The organism is Microbulbifer agarilyticus (assembly GCF_020171345.1).
GTDB classification, from domain to species: domain Bacteria; phylum Pseudomonadota; class Gammaproteobacteria; order Pseudomonadales; family Cellvibrionaceae; genus Microbulbifer; species Microbulbifer agarilyticus_D.
The window spans coordinates 1,458,348-1,474,117 of the sequence record NZ_JAIUZM010000001.1 but is presented as its reverse complement, the minus strand read 5'-3'; the positions used below and the strand labels follow the sequence as shown (position 1 = coordinate 1,474,117).

Below are 15,770 nucleotides of genomic sequence, written 5' to 3'. Positions count from 1 at the left end.
GGTTCTCCGGTTCTGTACCTAGTCGGTCATAAACATACCATGTCCACCGGACGCTTTGTTGTCCTATTCACATTGTCCTATTCACATTGGCCTAGTCACATTGGCCTAGTCACGCCGCCGCATACAAGTTGACCCATTCAAGAAGACCGGTTCCTTATTAAGCAATACTCTTGATCAACCCGCCTTCCGCTTTGATGCTCGACCCGTTGATGGCGATACTCAGTGGCGAAGCAACAAAGGCCACCACCGCGGCAATTTCTTCCGGATTGATAAAGCGCTGCAACAGTGACGTCGGCTCGGTCTCCTGAAAGAAGTCGCGCACAAAATCCTCTTCTGATTTGCCCTGCACTTCCGCACTCTCCTTGAGCCAGGTTTCAACTCCCGAGGTAAGCGTCGGGCCCGGCAGCACCGAATTAACGGTGATATTACGGCCGCAACCGCGGGTCAAATTTGCCATCCCGCGCCCCATGACAATTTGCGCCCCTTTGGTAACCGAGTAGTGCACCATGCTCTCCAGGCCGCGCATACCCGCCTCGCTGGAAATGTTAATCACACGACCGAAATCCTGCTCCAGCATCTTCGGGAAGTAGTAGCGCGACAGTCGCACGGTACTCATCACATTGACATCGAGAAAGTTGCGCCACTCTTCATCGGATATTTCCGCAAAGGGTTTCGGGTTAAAAATACCCATATTGTTCACAAGAACTTCAAGTGCACCATGCTTGTCGATCTCGCCACAAATTCTTTCCGCATCACCGGCGTCCGCCAGGTCACCATCGATGCCGATCGCTTCCCCATATTGTGCGAGTTCCGCCGCCGCATCCGCACTGCCAGAGCGACCATTAACGATTACCCGGGCACCCTCCTGTAGCAGGCTGACGGCTATAGCGCGCCCGATGCCTTTGGTCGAACCACTGATAAATGCCAGGCGGCCGTTTAATTGCAGGTCCATGGTTTACCTCCCGATAAATTCCCCCATAGTAGTTTCGGTCTGTTTTGGATCAAAAAGGTGCCGTTCAATGCCCGCGGGACTACACTATGCGCGCCTGCGCAATTGCTTGGGCAGATTCAAGTTGGGCAAATTCGGGCTTGTCGCCCTCGGCGCCATGCACAACCCACAACACAAGACAAATCGTTATGCAGAAGCTTCCCCTTCGAATCGACATCGTTTCCGATGTGGTTTGCCCCTGGTGTGTCATCGGGTACTACCGACTGCAGCAGGCCCTGGATAATTTTGACGAGGCCATTGATCCCACGATTAACTGGTTACCGTTCGAGCTGAATCCGGATATGCCCAGCGAGGGGCAAAACCTGCGCGAACATATCGCCGAGAAATACGGTACCAGTCCCGAGGAAAGCATTGCCGCACGCGAGCGCCTAACCAAGCTGGGTGCGGATGTGGGCTTCCACTTTGATTACTTCGATGAAATGCGCATGGTAAACACCTTCCAAGCGCATCAGTTATTGCACTGGGCAGCAATTGAGGGCAAGCAGCATGCTCTTAGCCTGCAGCTTTTTGCTGACTTTTTCAGCCATCGAAGAGATGTCAGTGCGTTCGATGTATTAATCGCCGCGGCGGAAAGCGCCGGTTTAAATAACTTCGCAGCGCGGGAGGTGCTGGCACAGCAGACCTATGCCAATGAAGTACGCCAGCTGGAGCAGGGAATCGTCAGCAAGGGGGTGCGCGGTGTGCCGCTATTTGTGTTTAATGGGCAATACGCGTTAAGTGGCGCCCAGGAAGTAACAACCTTCGAGGCGCAACTGCAGCGCATAATTGATGACAAACATACGGTTTGACACCCGTCTCAGTTCAATTTCTATCTAAGTTGAGAGTAAACATGATGCGCTTATCCATGGTAACCATGGGATGCCTTGTGGGCCTGGTCGGTCTGCTGCAGGGCTGCCAACAAAAGAATGCCGCCACGGTGCCCGCCGATGTATTCCTGAAAAATATCTCCGCCTATTGTGGCAAGGCGTTTGCCGGCAAGATCGTCGCCAATGAACCAGAAACCGATACGCCAGATCCATTTGAGGGCAAACAGCTGATTATGCATGTGCGGGGCTGTGACCAACCCGATACGCAAATCAAGATTCCCTTCCATGTTGGTGATGACCATTCCCGCACCTGGATACTCACTCGTACCGACAACGGCCTGCGCCTGAAGCACGACCATCGCCATAAAGACGGTAGCGAAGATGCTGTGACCATGTATGGCGGCGATAGCCAAACGGTCGGAACCAACAACCGACAGGAGTTTCCGGTGGATGCTGAATCCATAGCCGTGTTCAACAAAGAGGGCTTATCTGCTTCTGTGGAGAACACCTGGGCGATGGAGGTTCACCCGGGATCGATGTTTGCCTATGAACTCACTCGCCCAACCGGTCGAAAATTCCGCGTTGAGTTTGACCTCACCCAGCCTGTGGAAATACCACCGGCGCCCTGGGGGTCAGATTAGATCGCACGCGATCCGCTCGTCTCACACAGATACCCGGACAGCGCGATCTCCGCCCTGAAATACATAAACGTGCCAGTATTCAATTTCATAAAATAAATTGAATAGGCCAAAGATGATTAAGTATTTCGGGTATGGTGTCGCGCTTGCCTGCGCCCTGGGGAGTAGCGTAACGCACGCTAGTGCTAGCAATCTTGAGAATAATGCATTGGGCAATGGCGTGCTGTTGTCTGGCGGTGCAGTGGGTGACCCCTGGAAATTCTATGTGGGCAACCCAACAAATTGGCACACTCCAGTGCGCGACGGCTCCGCTAACACGCGCTCGCCGAAGAATGTACAAGTCGATTTCATAGAAGATGCTATCGGCTACAACGTAGTAGAGGCAAAGTGGCGATCGGGGAGTACCGGTCAGATACTTTGGCAAAGCAAGCGCAAACTCGACCTCGAACCGCTGGCCACTGAAGGCGGTGCTCTTAGCCTGGTATTGCGTGTGGATGAAGTACCCACTGACAAGGTGACTCTGCGAATGGATTGCGGTTACCCGTGTACGGGCTCCTTTAAACTCGGACAGATTCTCTCTGCAGTACCACAAAAGCAATGGTTCCACCTCGCGATCCCTCTTTCCTGCTTCGCGGATGCTGGCACCAAATTATCCAAGGTAGACTCACCCCTCGTTGTTATCACTAATGGCAGTTTGGGACTTTCTCTTGCGGACGTCCGCTTGGTAACAAATGCGCCTGAGAGTTCAACGATCAATTGCTCAACTTAAAGGTTTTGCTGCGCTGGACTTGCAGAATAGCGATAAAAAAATAGCCCCACCAAAGTTTGGTGGGGCTTAGGCGAAATAACCGTGAAGCACGGCGCATTGCCTGAGAGGAAACAACACAATCTGTTGTACTGAAGCTCTTACTTCTCGCGTATTAAAAAGATACCCACTCCACAATCTTTTAATTTTCTTTTTTGCCGTTGTGTTGGCCATTCGGCTTAACAGACGCGGCCCGAAGGCCGCGCTTCATCCTGTGAGATGAACTTTTAGAAGCAGCGATTCACGCTGGATGTCTCATCGTAATTCAGGCTACCGCTGACATCACTCACGCAGAACTCTACTGCCAGATTGCCGCCCGCACTTACGCTGCTCTGCAGTACCGCAACGCCATTGGCATCGGTAACGCCGGACACACCGTTTTCGATAATGCCGCTGGTGAAGTTACCGGTTACAGTGGCACCGGAAACCGGGTTGGCGTTGTTGTCCAGCACGGTAACCGTTGCCGTGCCGTACTTCTGGCCGCGACCCGCACCCACGGTACCGGTTACCACCGAAGATACATACATGTCGGTGCCAGCCGGAGGCGGCGGAGCGCTACCTTCCTGGATATCAAAGCTGATCAGGTTAAAGCCACCGGCACTGGCCATTTTCATTACCTGAATGCCGGAGACGAGCTCAACTTCTTTGGTGATATTGACCCAGTTATTCCAGGCACCAGTATTCGGCGTGCTAATCGGGCCGGAGACATCCACACCATCAAATTCCATATGGAAGCTGCCGTTGTCTGCAGCGGACGCCACACGGAAGGTAAAGGTGTAGGCACCGGCAGTCTGCACGTCGACGGTGTAGGTCAGCCATTCACCGGGATCAATCCAGCCTACGTTGGGTACACCCTCATTACTCGCCTCGATATCGACACCAACGTCAAAGCGATAGGCACCGCCCCAGTTTTCGTCGTCGATATCGTGGTAGGCAACACCCTCACCGCCGTGATCAAAATCTGCTGCGAGCAGTGGGCTAGTAGTTGGAATCGCGGTCGGTGCACCATTGAAAGGACCGGGGGGCGGCGGCGGAGGCGGAGTCGGTGCATCAGGCGCGCTACCGGCTTCGGTCAGATATGCCAGAGTGGCGGGACCGTTGATAGAGGCATTATCACCGTTAGCAGAAAGTTTGCCCGCGTTTTGGCCGCGCTCAACACTTCCCCACAAGTGACCACCACCACCCCATGGGCGCAGGGCGAAGTCGCCTGCCGGTAGCTCCAGCCATTCCCATTTCTCTGCATTGCCAATACTGGTAGCCGTCACGGTCATCGGTAGGCCGTCACCCGCCGCAGAGACATAGTTGCCGTTGTCTGCGCGCAGGCCGACATAACCGTTGCCAGCATCTACCACGGTGAAATTCTCTCCATTGGCTTTGCTATAGGTGGCCTTGTTTGCGCTGAGCTTGTCTCCATCCAAACTCACGAACATTCCCTGTCCACGACTATAGATACCAATCTCCGCACCCAGTGGAATGTTGGGCGCGCCGCTGGCCGGCCAAGTGGTTTCCGCCAGTTCGGGCTTCCACACAGTACCAGCATTATCCAGCTTGTTTTTCAGGTTCTCCAAGTCCAAATCATTCGCGCCCAGCCACTGGAACTGCTGCCAGCCGATGTGATACGTCTCAAACGCAGCGTTGTAGCCGTTTTCTGTATCGCCCGGCCAGAACTCGGTACAGATCAGCGCAGGGTAGTCCGTGCTGGCCAGGAACGGTGCGATGGTCTTTTCGATATCCGGCAGGTTCCAATAGCCATGGAAAGCGAAACCGGCGTTATCCCAGGATACGCCCTGTGCTTTCAACTGGTCGGCGCCTGCAATGGCCGCGCTACCGCCGAAGAAGGACATAAATGAACCCAACAAGATCATGGTGTCCGGCGCAATGCCACGGATATGGTTATACATGATCAGCTGGTTGTCCCAGTCCTGCTGGGTCCAGTTCGATAATGTTGAGGGCGCCGGCTCATTGTGCGCCTCGAAAATCACATGGGTTTCGTTCTTGTAGCGCTCGCCATACAGGGACCAGAAATCCAAGGTCTTTTGCATACTGTGGATCGCACCGTTTTCACCGTTATTACCCACGGTAATAATCAGATACAAATCCGCGGCACGAGTACGTGCGACCAGTTCATCGGCGAGCGCCAGATTAATGCCAACGGGATCAGGGTTTTGGCCCGCATCACCCTCAAGATATACGTGCACGGTGTTATAACCATACTCCGTATTCAACGCATCCAAAGACTCCTGCGACGGCATTACCGCGGGTAAAGTCCCATATGGATCACCACCATCGAAAGACAAGCTGACACCACGTAACGTAGTGTTTTTATCGGAAAGGATGACATTGTAGCCAAGTGACTGATCAATGTGCGGACGGTCCCGCACGGCCAGTGCATCGTTCGCGGCCAAAGTCATACAAAGAGCGATCCCTGCCGTACATATGCGCCGCCATCCTGGCTGCACTCTTCTCATCAAGATATTCATCGGAGATATCCTATATTTATTGTTATGCCGGCTCGGATACTGCAGACAAACCTTATATTTCTTTCCGTGCCGAGCTTTGGGCACCCGGTATATTGCATTGCTACCGGTAAGAGGTACTGCTACATCAAGTTCTAACGGCTAAAGAGAACGTGAAATTGGTCAAGCGCTTTTTCGGGCAAAGTTCGCCCCTCAGCATTAATAATTTGCTGAAAAATTTTCTATTTTATTGATGCGGCGCGACTGCGCCGCCCAGTGAGTTTGCTAGCTGTTAAATTAGCTACTGCAAGTCATATGATGTTTCGCCGGCGAGCCGATGGATATGCGACTGAAACTAAGCTGCATGGTGCCGTCGGTCGATAGCTGGAAGGGCATATCGACTTTACTAAAGTCCATTTCTCCACTTCCGAAACAGCTCAAGTCAACACTCAACTTTTGCCATTCGGATATCGAGAGATTTTTTACCAGGTCCGACACTTCCACTTTTGCACCACAATTGTCGCCACAGCGCATCTGGGCGAATATTGATGCGCTCGGCTTTTTGTCGAGGCGCACTTCTGCGACCAATGCACCATCCGCAACCAAGTACTCAGAAAGATCGAGTCGATTCCACGCCTTCAGGTACACCGAGCCGGTGCCGTTCCCGAGCCATTCGATGGAGCGCGCATCTTCCTGCATGTTGCGATCGATAGCCGCAATACTCATATGCGCATTATTGTGACGATTACCGGTCATTTCGAGCTCGGCACCCTGATCATCACCAATAAATAAATGCCAGGGTTCCATTGGTCGCGCGGCAAACAAATCCAGTTCTGCCAATTCCGACACATCAATTTGTGGACGCTCCTCATTCAAGCGAGCAAGGGAAACTTCGTCGTCAGCGCTCATACCAAATCCGTACTCGAATAGCGCTGTTGTTTTGTCATCGTGGCGATTTACCACTTTTTGCGCGAGACTCTCCGGCCAGCTAAATGAAAGCTTTCCGGTAAAGTCATGATTAATCGATCCATCACTGTTGCGGAAAAGGACGTCGGCGACCGCGGCGCCCTCGCTCCCCGGTAGCCAGGCGACAACAAAGGCATCAGAAGCGTTAATTTCCGCATTCACCCAAAGAGGACGGCCAGTCAGAAAAACGGAAACCACCGGGATACCCTGAGATCGGAGTTTATTTAGTAACTTCAGATCTTTGCGATTACCGGCCTGGTATTCGAGGGTCTTCAGGTCACCCTGCATTTCTGCGTAAGGATTCTCACCAAACACCACAATGGCAACATCCGCGTCAAAACCCTCTTCGATATCGCCCGACACACTCAGTTTGGCGACGCCGCCAGCTGCCTCAACAGAAGACTGAATGCCGTCATAGATTGACGTACCACCCGGAAAATCCGAATTTGAGTTTCCGGTCCCCTGCCAGGAAATCGTCCATCCCCCCGATTGCTTACCGATGTTATCGGCCCCATCTCCGGCAACCAGTACACGCATATCGCGCTGCAGCGGTAGCAACCGATTTTCATTTTTGAGAAGTACCAGAGACTCGCGTACCGCCTGGCGCGCAACCTCCCTGTGTGGCTCGGAACCGATAATGTCGAGTTCACCGGCGAGTGGACGTTGTGACGGGGGTGCGTCAAACAGACCCGCACGTAATTTCACTCGTAGAATACGGGTTACTGCATCGTCCAGACGCTGCTGCGGAATTTCACCCGTCTTCACCTGGTCAATGGTGTTGTGATACAGGGTCTTCCAGTCTGCATTGGACGCCATAAACATATCGAGGCCGGCGTTTATCGACTGTGCGCAACTTACTTCACTACAGCCGGGCACAAATGCATGCCCAAGCCAGTCACCCACTACAAACCCGTCAAAGCCCATCTGCTCCTTGAGAACCTCCGTGAGCATGTAGTGACTGCCGTGCAGCTTTTCACCATTCCAGCTGTTGAACGACGCCATGACGGTTTGCACACCGGCTTGCAGAGATGAGAAATAGCCCTGGCCGTGAATCTCCATCAATTCACGCTCTGTCAGCTTGGTATCACCGCGATCGATACCGTTTTCGGTACCTCCGTCACCAATAAAATGTTTTGCCGTCGCGACTAATTGCCCCGATCCAAAACGCCCGCGCTCGTCGCCCTGGATACCACGCACAATTTCACCAGCGTATTGGTAGATAAGCTCCGGATCTTCCGAGTAGCCTTCATAGGTACGGCCCCAGTGATCATCTCGCGGTGCGGCGACAGTGGGTGCGAACAACCAGTCAATTCCGGTCACCGCGACTTCACGAGCGGTTACCTCACCTATCTTGCGCATCAGCTTGGGATTGCGGGTCGCACCGAGACCGATATTGTGTGGAAACAATGTGGCTCCGATCACATTATTGTGACCGTGCACGGCGTCTGTGCCCCAGATAATCGGAATTGCGCGCCCGCCCTTCGATGTATCCATGGAGGCGAAGTAGTATTTATCCGCAAGCGCAATCCAGTCTTCGGGCGTTGCGTATTTGTTATTCCCAGGGAAACTGCCTCCACCGTTCAGCACCGACCCCAAGTGAAAATCGCGCACATCGTCCGGTGTGGTGAACTTGATCTCCGTCTGGATGATCTGACCGACCTTTTGCTCTAGCGTCATAGTCGCCAGCAGTTCCGCAGCACGCTGCTCCAGTTCGCTGTTTGGTTGCACTTCGCTGGCGATTTTCGGCCAACCTGACGCACTGTTAGCGGACCCGGAGTTGGGGTTTTCCGCCTGCGCTATCGGCGCGCTGGGCCATTTGATTTGCTGCGCACTGTATTCGCTTTGTGGGTCCACACGCTCGCAACCCGCCATAATCAACAACAATGAACCCGCCGCGGCGGCAAATAGTGGGAAATGTTTTCTCATCATTCACTCGTCAATCGCTTAGTGGCAATCGACCCTATTAGAGTTATTCACGGATTCGACGGTAACAAACCGCCCCACCCTAGCTCCATGCGGATGCGACAAGCCGGAACATCGTTACGACAACCTACACAGCGGGTTGCCAAGTAGCGTCCACATACCCGCTCTGATCGATGGCGGGGGTTATTCCAGCGTTGTCTCGCTTTGCCATTGACAGCGTCCGCCACTCAACACTACCCTCAAGAAAAAATAATGATTGCCATGTATATAGCGAATCCTTCTCTCCACTATCCGCCAGCGTTGTCGTTGCTGCGGAGCCACAATCGACTATTCTGGGGTCTTCAGGGCGCTGGTTGGTCAGGCTATTTTTTGTTGGTTTACGTGGCCGTGGTGATCCCAAGGCTGACGCCCGACAATCTATTGATTGCGCACACACATATTTTTCTGGAGACAATGACCGGATTGCTGACGTCTCTGGCACTCAGACAGGTGCTTCGACTGGCAATACGGCTGCCCCTATCGATGGCGGCCATCGGAGCCGTCATCCTTTCCGCGCTGTTCGCCGCAGTGTGGAACTTCTTCAAGCTCTGTACTTTCGACTTTCTTTATAACTTTCCGTGGCTCAACTGGAGCTGGCACGATTTCGGCGCCTGGTATCTATTTTCCCTAACAACTATGGCCGCCTGGACAGGCCTGTATTTCGTATTCAAGTTCTATGGCGCTTTACAGGCGGAGCACCACAAGGCGCTGCAGGCGGAGAGCTCAGCACGTGAAGCGCAGCTGAAAATGTTGCGTTATCAGCTAAATCCGCACTTTATGTTCAACACAATGAACGCCATTTCCACGCTTATTCTCAAGCGGGAAAATGACACTGCCGGTGAGATGGTTGATCAACTCTGCCAGTTTTTGCGCAGCTCGCTGGACAATGATCCATCCACCCAGGTCACTCTCAAAAATGAGCTTGAAGCGTTAGATCTATATCTCAACATTGAAAAAGTTCGCTTTGAAAAACGACTTCTTATTAAAAGATCGATAGATCCTGTGACGCAGTTTGCACTGGTGCCCAACCTCCTGTTACAGCCACTCGCTGAAAATGCCATCAAGTATGCCATCGCCCCGCGCAAGCATGGCGGTGAGTTGATCATCAAAACGACCAAACAGGGTGGTGAACTGGTCATCGAAGTTGGTGACGACGGGCCTGGATTAGAAGACTCTAAGGGCGGCAATGAGCGCCCGTCCGGCATCGGGCTAAGTAATACCCGCAATCGCCTGACAACACTTTATGGAAGCAACCACAAATTTTCCCTGAAAAGCCATGCAAACGGGCTGACTGTGGAAATTCGTATTCCGTTTCAATCCGGGAGCACGGCGAATGGCACAAAGTAAGTTAAATACGCTTCTCGTAGACGATGAACCACTGGCACTGGAGGGGCTGCGATTACGCCTGTCGCAAATCGATCAAGTGGAGATAATCGGTGAATGCAGCAGTGGCGAAGAGGCTATTGAGCTTAACAATATGCTTAAGCCAGACCTTATCTTTCTCGATATGGAAATGCCGGGCATTAACGGTTTGGAAGTCGTTGAAGAACTGCGCACATGTTCTGACCCGATTATTATTTTCGTCACGGCTTACGATAAATATGCAGTTGATGCATTTGAACTAAATGCAGATGACTATCTGGTAAAGCCGGCAAGCCTTGGGCGCCTGAAACAAGCTATAGATCGCGCGCAACAGCGCCATGTACCGTTAGCAAATGATGGCTGTCAGGAAAAACTCATGGCGGCTTTGCACGATGTATCCGGGATCTCGATGCCCGAACTCGAAGAATGGCTTGATAGTGATGTACCGCTTCCCAGCGGGTACCCGGATAAACTGGAAATTAAAAATTCAGACAATGAAACTGTAATGGTGCCGACAGGCTCAATCGACTGGATTGATGCCGCAGGTGACTACATGTGTATCCATGCTGCCGGCGAGACACACATACTGCGTATTACCCTCAAGAAACTTCAGCAACTGCTGAACCCGAAACTGTTCTTTCGCATTCACAAATCCACCATAGTTAATGCTGAACGCGTGTCCAAGATTATTCCACTGCGTAATACAGAATGTATTCTGGTGCTGGATGGCGATATTCAACTTAAGGCAAGCCGCAATTTTAAGGATCAGGTCCACGCACTGCGCAGCCGTCAGGCGACACACGCCTAATCCCAGTTAGGACCCTGCAGGTTATCGCAGGTAGATCTCACCTTGTCGTGCAGTCCCGCAGTGTCTGCGCGACGTCTAGGGCTTCTCTCCCGATACCGATTTCCGATTGAGACCAGCGCGCAAGGTCAACAAACTAAACACTGGCGGTTAAGTGGGGCAGACATGGCACCAGTATTGGTGCACTAGCGACCGCCGGCAAATCGGCCAGGAGTTATGGCCATTAAAATCATAACGATACGAGAGAGAACACCGACGATGATGCGCTACAAAAAACTTGCAGCAGCAATCGCTCTGTCAAACCTCGCCTTTGGTTCTGTGGCACTGGCCCAGTCCAACGAGACCGCTGACACACAAAACGAAAATGATGATTCGGCGCTGGAACAGGTCATCGTGACCGCCACCAAGCGCGAAACCAACCTGATGGACACCCCCATCGCAATCTCCGCATTTTCGGAGGAGACCCTGGACACCCTTGGTGTAAAAAACATCAAGGACTTGAACAACCTGGTGCCGAACATGAGCATCATGGTGGACAATGAGTCCTCGGCACCGATTATCACAATGCGGGGTATTCGTTCGACCAATACCACAGAGTGGGGTGACCCGGCAGTGGGTGTCCACTTTGATGGTGTGTACACGCCACGTCCGCAAGGTGCAATGGCGCTGATGTTCGACATTGAAAGGGCCGAAGTGCTCCGAGGCCCCCAGGGTACGCTGTTTGGGCGCAACTCCACTGTGGGCTCGATGAATATCATTTCAGCCAAGCCAAATACTGAAGAATTTGAAGCATCCACCCAATTTGAAATGGGTCGTTTCAATCAACGTGCACTCAAGGGCATGATCAACATCCCTGTATCTGAGACTTTTGCATTACGAGCCGCGTACATGACGGAGAAAAAAGACTCCAATCTTACCGGTTACTATGATCCCAACCAGTGGGATCAGCGCTACCTCCCGATCGACGAACTAGAACCCACAGATTCGGCGGTTAACCCAGCCGCAAACAGCTGGGATGCTTGGTTCTTCAATACCCAATACTACAAGGAAGTTAAGGCTGATCCGGAGGATTTTTACAACAACGCAGACCAGTGGGCTGCTCGGGTTGCGGCCAAATGGACTCCGACTGAAAAAGCGGATTGGCTCGTAACAGTTGAGCGTTTCCGTGACAAGGGTGCCGGCGGTATTGGGCAGCGCGACTGTGAACGTATTGAAGATCGGCCTTCCGACGTTAACGGCGGCTCCTGTACGAATATCTGGGGCAGCGAAGACAACTTCGTTGCCTATGTGAATGTGCCGGGCAAAGTTGACATGACCATGGACAGTATCCGGTCTCACTTTACTTACGATATTAATGACGAGCTGCAGTTCGTTTATAACGCGGGATACCAAAACCAGGAGCGAACTGGCCAGTTCGATATCGATCAAGGTTACTACCACTGGGATCAGATGATTAAGTGGGTCGATACGGACTACTCTTCTTGGTCCCACGAACTGCAATTGAAGTCCACTGGTGACGGCCCCCTGCAGTGGATTGCCGGGTATTTCAATTTTAAAGAAGATAACTATATGAATGGGCACTACCAAGGTGCCATGGGTGGGGCGAGCCTTTGGATCCAGCCCGAGCGTATCATTAAATCTGAAGCACTTTTTGGACAAGCCACATATTCGGTTACCGACAAGACTCACTTGACTCTGGGGCTGCGCCATACTGAGGATAGCAAAGAGGATGTTGGCGGACGTAACTGGGGCTGTTGGGGCGAGTGCTCAGGCCCTATCGATGCCTGGGGACACATCGGCCAGTACGGCTGGGATGTTGTATGGGGACAGTTAGACGATTGGATGGACAACCATGCTCGGGTACCGCGTGATACGCTGAACGCTCTACCTGCTGATTACTATGATTATCCGCGCGAAGGATTCGTCGTAGAAACCCAGAATGATGTATACGAGGACTGGTCAAAAACCACCTGGCGCGTGGGTATCGACTATGACTATAGCGATGAGACCCTGATTTACGGTTATGTAGCCAATGGATACAAGGGTGGCGGTATTGGCGATGTGATTTATAAAGAATCCACCATTACCCCAGATAACCCAACCGGAGACCGTTTCGATACCAGCTATGATGGTGAGACCGTAGTTACCTATGAGCTCGGTATCAAAACAACTGCTCTCGATGGCAATATGAATCTTCGTGCGAACTACTTCTATAGCGACTACGAGGATCAACAGTTCACTCAGTGGGAGCTCTATGACACCGTATTCAGTGAGGGTATCGATGAAGACGGCAATCCTATTACTATCGCTCAAGACAAAGGTACTTTCCTGACTCGCAATGCATCCAACTCTCGGATTCAGGGCCTGGAACTTGAAATGGAATGGGCGCCTTGGGCCGGCGGCCATATAGGCGGCTATCTAACCTTCCTAGATACTGAAATCACTAGTGACTATATCGGTCAATGGGGCCAGGAGGTACGCCAGGTATTTGGCATCGGACCTAATGACTCACTGAACTACGATGATACGGCTTATCCTCAGATTTTCCGTAATCTTAAAGGCAATGAGCTCGCATATTCGCCTAATGCAGCACTCACATTGAATATCAGTCATGACTTTGAATTTGCGGACGGCTCTTCATTGACGCCATTCCTAAATATTCATTGGGAAGACGAGTCTTATACCTCTATCGATAACAACGAGCGCTGGACCTTCGAAGAAGGTGTAATAGCTGACAATATCGATCTAGATATTTATACCGACAAGCGAGATGCCTGGGCAATGGCAACGGCCAGCCTTAAGTACACTTCCGCCAGTCAAAACTGGTTTGCGGAAGCATGGGTATACAACCTCACCGACGAGGATGTGAACTGGTGGCAAGGTTATGCTGGTACTACTCCCGTAGCCGGAAAAGCCCAACGCAACTACGGCCTACGCTTCGGTTATAGCTGGTAAGTTCTTTTTCATCACTGTCTCCCTTCGACATGGCCCGCAGCAATGCGGGCCTTTTTTATGCATGAAGCGATGTTTCATCGATTTACAGATGTCAGATCCACAATCGCAAGCCAACTCCCCCATATATCAATAACCAGACAGCTATACACGCGTTTAATGCCAGCCACACTGTCGTATACCAACGAGCAAATCCTCTCTGTTTGGCAAACCCTATATACAGTTCACGCAGCCCCCAAATAGCCATGGCAAAAAATACAATCGATCCGACGAATACAAAAATGCCCGGTAGAGAAATACTGGCTGCACGAGTGTATGGCTCCGGCGAACTGAAAGCCGCATTCGCACAAAGAACGGTAACCAACCCCATCATAACGGTTGCCACAGGCCAAACTTTGAATCGGCTATTATCCCCAGTTCGCGCGCTGAAAATCCGCCATACCCAACCACCAACAGCAAACAACGTTCCCAGTAAAGTCACAAGTACCCACGATATCACCAATGCTGGTGAAGCCAGTGCATGCAAGGTGCTAATGGGTTCTAACGTGATTGGTCCATAGTGAATAACACTACCCACTAATGGATCCTCACCCTGCACCAGCACAACGCGCCCTGTTTCAGGCTGTACGCCTTTACCGCCCACATTCATTCGAACAGATTTTTCTGACCCTCCTAGTAGTGGTGTGATCGTTAAGTCATTCTCATTTTGTTGAATCTTCCAAGGCGTTATTGTCGGTATTACCCTCGCCCGGTCTGCTATGGGGCTGATATTGCGATAGTAACCTGATGTGACTTTGGTATTCTTTATGGAATTAGCCAGCCGACTGTCAGTTTGTTTTGCACGTTGGCTTCCATATTCAGCCACAATAAACGCCTGCAGTAACTTGTGGATACGTGCAGCAGCCGGGCCATCCTGGTTGACCAAGACAACATGGCCTATCTCTCCCTCAGGTTCGTAAGCGATTAACACCCCAGCGCCGGGGAGACTCCCCTCATGCCCAGACCAGACAAAACCCTTGTGATGAAAGGAGGTTAAACCCAGCCCCCAACCAACTTCCAACCCCAATCCACCAGCCTGACTCGCCTGTACAGCTTCCATGGTCCTTACAGATGTAGACGAAATAATTCCTTCAATCGATAAGTCAGGTTGCTGAAGAAGACGGATAAACGCGACTAAATCACTCAGGCTACTATTCAGGCCACCTGCGGCGCGATTGCCCAGATGCCAATACGGCATGGACACGCCCTTGCGATATTGAGTAACCGCGTTCTGACGATAATGATCGTCAAAAAAGTAACCGCTGTTCACCATGCCCAAAGGGGTAAAGAAGTGCTCACTTACATACTCTTCAAACGGTTTTCCCGTTAGTTTCTCGACGATATACGCTGCAACTAACGGTCCAGTGTTGTTGTAGGCACTCCGAGTTCCCGGCACCCAACGGCTGGTGCGCGAATGGGGATGCAATGCGAGCTGGTCAATGATGCCAATAGGACTCGTGGAGCTGGCCACCAATTCCGGGAAATGCGGTGCATCCCAGCCACTGCTGTGATTAAGCAAGTGGGCCAGTAACAATGGGTTACTGTCCTCCCATGGATTGTTAAATTCCACTTCCGGTACCAGGTTTGCCACCCTGTCTTCAAGCGACACTCGGCCCTCTTCAACCAGCTTCATCACCGATAGGCTCACCAAGATCTTGGCTACTGACCCGGTACGGAATACCGAATCTACCGTAATTGGCTGGCGGGATTCGAGGTGTGCAAAACCTCTGGTGTATACCCATGGCTCCTTGCCCGGCTCTAACAAGGCAACTGCCGCACCTGGTGTACGCGTTTGATCCAGCACCTGCTGAATATCGCGAGCCAGCTTGGCATAGCGACCAGCTCCATCGCTATCGGCGACACATTGGACTTGTACTCCCCAAATGAGAAAAGCGGCCAATAGGCAAGCACGTATTTTTTTATACATAAGGTCCCCTCGTTCATACCCTGCGGTGTATCGTGAGGCCATC

At 52.0% G+C, this 15,770-nt stretch carries 10 protein-coding genes; 6 read left to right on the top strand and 4 right to left on the bottom strand.

The window, feature by feature from the left end; translation table 11 throughout:
* Positions 1–157: 157 nt before the first annotated feature.
* Positions 158–952: an SDR family NAD(P)-dependent oxidoreductase gene (locus tag LCM31_RS06180; RefSeq protein WP_224868431.1), complete on the bottom strand. Its 795-nt coding sequence runs from the start codon at positions 950–952 to the stop codon at positions 158–160.
* Between the two features lie 185 nt (positions 953–1,137).
* Here LCM31_RS06180 and LCM31_RS06175 point away from each other — a divergent pair, with 185 nt between their 5' ends.
* From LCM31_RS06175 to LCM31_RS06165, 3 genes are all read left to right on the top strand, one after another.
* Positions 1,138–1,797, top strand: coding sequence for a DsbA family oxidoreductase (locus LCM31_RS06175; RefSeq protein WP_224868429.1), 660 nt, complete (start codon positions 1,138–1,140; stop codon positions 1,795–1,797).
* A 41-nt stretch (positions 1,798–1,838) separates the two neighbouring features.
* On the top strand, positions 1,839–2,456 hold the full coding sequence (locus tag LCM31_RS06170) for a hypothetical protein (protein WP_224868427.1): 618 nt from the start codon (positions 1,839–1,841) through the stop codon (positions 2,454–2,456).
* Positions 2,457–2,568: 112 nt separating this feature from the next.
* The gene (locus LCM31_RS06165; protein WP_224868425.1) at positions 2,569–3,222 is read left to right on the top strand and encodes a putative glycoside hydrolase; all 654 of its coding nucleotides are present in this window, start codon (positions 2,569–2,571) and stop codon (positions 3,220–3,222) included.
* Positions 3,223–3,485: 263 nt separating this feature from the next.
* Here the strand turns inward: LCM31_RS06165 and LCM31_RS06160 are convergent, their stop codons facing one another.
* Positions 3,486–5,669, bottom strand: coding sequence for a carbohydrate-binding protein (locus LCM31_RS06160; protein WP_224868423.1), 2,184 nt, complete (start codon positions 5,667–5,669; stop codon positions 3,486–3,488).
* Positions 5,670–6,011: 342 nt separating this feature from the next.
* Positions 6,012–8,606: a glycoside hydrolase family 3 protein gene (locus LCM31_RS06155; protein WP_224868421.1), complete on the bottom strand. Its 2,595-nt coding sequence runs from the start codon at positions 8,604–8,606 to the stop codon at positions 6,012–6,014.
* Between the two features lie 249 nt (positions 8,607–8,855).
* Here LCM31_RS06155 and LCM31_RS06150 point away from each other — a divergent pair, with 249 nt between their 5' ends.
* The 3 genes from LCM31_RS06150 (at position 8,856) to LCM31_RS06140 (ending at position 13,764) form a co-directional block, all read left to right on the top strand.
* Complete coding sequence (locus tag LCM31_RS06150) at positions 8,856–9,989, top strand: sensor histidine kinase (RefSeq protein WP_224868419.1); 1,134 nt, start codon at positions 8,856–8,858, stop codon at positions 9,987–9,989.
* On the top strand, positions 9,976–10,812 hold the full coding sequence (locus LCM31_RS06145) for a LytR/AlgR family response regulator transcription factor (RefSeq protein WP_224868417.1): 837 nt from the start codon (positions 9,976–9,978) through the stop codon (positions 10,810–10,812). The genes LCM31_RS06150 and LCM31_RS06145 overlap by 14 nt, the downstream gene beginning before the upstream one ends.
* A gap of 213 nt (positions 10,813–11,025) precedes the next feature.
* Positions 11,026–13,764, top strand: coding sequence for a TonB-dependent receptor (locus LCM31_RS06140; protein WP_224868416.1), 2,739 nt, complete (start codon positions 11,026–11,028; stop codon positions 13,762–13,764).
* A gap of 91 nt (positions 13,765–13,855) precedes the next feature.
* On the opposite strand, the gene LCM31_RS06135 is transcribed toward LCM31_RS06140, so the two are convergent.
* The gene (locus tag LCM31_RS06135; protein WP_224868414.1) at positions 13,856–15,727 is read right to left on the bottom strand and encodes a beta-lactamase family protein; all 1,872 of its coding nucleotides are present in this window, start codon (positions 15,725–15,727) and stop codon (positions 13,856–13,858) included.
* Positions 15,728–15,770 lie beyond the last annotated feature (43 nt).

Bases quoted from the DNA above. Each gene is read 5' to 3' on its own strand.
- LCM31_RS06180 (WP_224868431.1), bottom strand. From the start codon at position 952: ATGGACCTGCAATTAAACGGCCGCCTGGCATTTATCAGTGGTTCGACC.
- LCM31_RS06175 (WP_224868429.1), top strand. From the start codon at position 1,138: ATGCAGAAGCTTCCCCTTCGAATCGACATCGTTTCCGATGTGGTTTGC.
- LCM31_RS06170 (WP_224868427.1), top strand. From the start codon at position 1,839: ATGATGCGCTTATCCATGGTAACCATGGGATGCCTTGTGGGCCTGGTC.
- LCM31_RS06165 (WP_224868425.1), top strand. From the start codon at position 2,569: ATGATTAAGTATTTCGGGTATGGTGTCGCGCTTGCCTGCGCCCTGGGG.
- LCM31_RS06160 (WP_224868423.1), bottom strand. From the start codon at position 5,669: ATGACTTTGGCCGCGAACGATGCACTGGCCGTGCGGGACCGTCCGCAC.
- LCM31_RS06155 (WP_224868421.1), bottom strand. From the start codon at position 8,606: ATGAGAAAACATTTCCCACTATTTGCCGCCGCGGCGGGTTCATTGTTG.
- LCM31_RS06150 (WP_224868419.1), top strand. From the start codon at position 8,856: ATGATTGCCATGTATATAGCGAATCCTTCTCTCCACTATCCGCCAGCG.
- LCM31_RS06145 (WP_224868417.1), top strand. From the start codon at position 9,976: ATGGCACAAAGTAAGTTAAATACGCTTCTCGTAGACGATGAACCACTG.
- LCM31_RS06140 (WP_224868416.1), top strand. From the start codon at position 11,026: ATGGCCATTAAAATCATAACGATACGAGAGAGAACACCGACGATGATG.
- LCM31_RS06135 (WP_224868414.1), bottom strand. From the start codon at position 15,727: ATGTATAAAAAAATACGTGCTTGCCTATTGGCCGCTTTTCTCATTTGG.